Genomic DNA, 1,936 nt, shown 5'->3' with positions numbered 1-1,936 from the left:
GCTGTCGTCGCTGTACTCGCGCCCTTCCCGGCCTGGGGCCCCTCCTGCGCCCTGAACTGTTCTTCGTCCTGGAACTGGCTGAGCACCTCTTTGGCCGCCTCCACGTAGGCGTTCTTCGTGACCTCGTCCAGGGCCGCGCTCACCTCCCCGTAGGCGGCAAGCGTGCGGGTGCCGTGGATATCCTGATCACGCAGCCAGGACGCCACCTTCCCGAACACATTCGGCTGGTAGGTGGGGGCCAACACGTCGTTGAGATTCTGGAAGATGCGCCCCATGCCGTTGACGTCGGCGTGCACCACACCGACCCAGCTCGTCTCCCCAGCACGCCCGGCACCGTCTCGGCCGGGCTGAGCGCTCAGCGGGCCGGAACGGGCGTTCGTGCGCTCCGTCGCATCCCGTCCGCCGGCTCGTCGCTTCTGTTCCGCGTTCGCGACCGGGACGCCCGCGAGCGCGGCCTCCAGCTTGGTCAGATCCGGGTACAGCAGCTCGGTCGGATCCGGGTACAGGCGTTCGCTGTCTGTCTCCCCGATGCCTCCGTCCCGAAGCACCTGAAGCATCCGGGTGCGGGCTGGCTTCGCGTAGGTGCGCTTGACCCGGGAGGCCAGCGACAGCTCCTGTTCCCGCGCGTCGTGCCGTGCCTCTTCCGCGGGTTTCTCGGATGTCTCAGAGTCGTGTCCCCTCGCCGGGGGCAGAGGCACGGTGGCTGGTAACCCGCTGTAACGGCAGATCGCGGCGAACGGTATCTGCGGGAAGCGCGTCGCGACCGCGGGCCGGGTCGCCGTGTAGCCACCGAGGGCCGCGTGGACGCGGCGCAGCAGCTCCTGCTGTTTCGCATCGTCGTCGAGGTCACCGCGGCTGACGGAGACGAACGCCCCGTCGACGGCCAGGCCGGGCGCTCGCAGTGCCGCCCGCAGGGTCACCTCGGTGATCAGCCCGCGGGCGGTGTGCTCGCTCGCGTCGTCGTCGGCCTCGGTCACCAGCAGGACGACCTTGCCGGACGCCGCCATCACCTCGAGAATCGGCTCCGCCGTCGTCGAGACCGCCTGCTTCTCCGCCTGGCCGATCGTCTCGATCGCTTTTTTCGCCCAGCGTCTGATCATTGTTGTCAGTTCGGACGCGCCGATGTTCTCGCGTTGCTTGTTCGTGCCAAAGATGAACGGCTGGTTCCCGGACGTCTCGATCAGCACAAGGTGCACCTGCGTTCCCCGTTCGTTCGACCCCACCTGTTCCGCACCGCTGGGGACCGGGCGCATGCCACCGTGGCGTCGCTGCCCGGTCCCCAGCGGTGCGGAGCAGGCGAATGTATCGGCTGCGTGACGGTTCCTCGCCACCGGGCCGCCCCTGGCCACCCCGGTAGGCGGCCAGCCGGTTCCGTCAGCGAGATATCCGTCCCCACACATGTGCCTGACGGACGACGGGTGAAGGACGACAGACGACCCTGGTCCTGTGCCGACCTTCCGGCGGTATGGAGGCGGGCCGGCACGGGGGAGAAGGCTACGCAGGGGAGGGGCCGGCGCAGGAGAAGGGCCGGCGCAGGAGAAGGGCCGGCAGGGTAAGGAGAACAGCGCGAGGAGGCCACGCGGGCCGGCACATGACTGGCGGGGCCGCGGCACCCGGCTCCGTGCCGCCCGCCGGCCGTGACCGGCAGGCGGCTTACAGGGGCGACAGGCGCCGGCTCCCGGCGGCGTCCGCTGTCCGCGGGGGCCTTTCCGGCCGGACGCGTAGGTGGTTCCGGTCGCTGGCGCGACGGTTTCTACCTACGGCTTCCCCGTCCGTAGGTAGAAACCGTTGTCCTGGTGGCGGTTTCCACCTACAGGTCAAGGCGGGTTGTAGGGGAGCGGCAGGAGCGTGGGGCAGTGGGCTTCTGGATTGTGTGAGGCGGCCGGCTCATGGGGCGGTGGGGGATCGTGAAGGCCGGATCACGGGTGGCGGGATA

The 1,936-nt window shown here is 69.6% G+C and carries 1 pseudogene; it reads right to left on the bottom strand.

The features are described from left to right. Positions 1–1,196: pseudogene (locus NBW84_RS07665) on the bottom strand (hypothetical protein); the annotation flags it as partial. Between the last annotated feature and the right edge of the window lie 740 nt (positions 1,197–1,936).

The sequence above is a fragment of the Protofrankia sp. CiP1_Cm_nod2 genome (assembly GCF_920664355.1).
GTDB lineage: Bacteria > Actinomycetota > Actinomycetes > Frankiales > Frankiaceae > Protofrankia.
The sequence above is the reverse complement of the archived record's forward strand: the minus strand, read 5'-3'. Positions and strand labels throughout refer to the sequence as shown.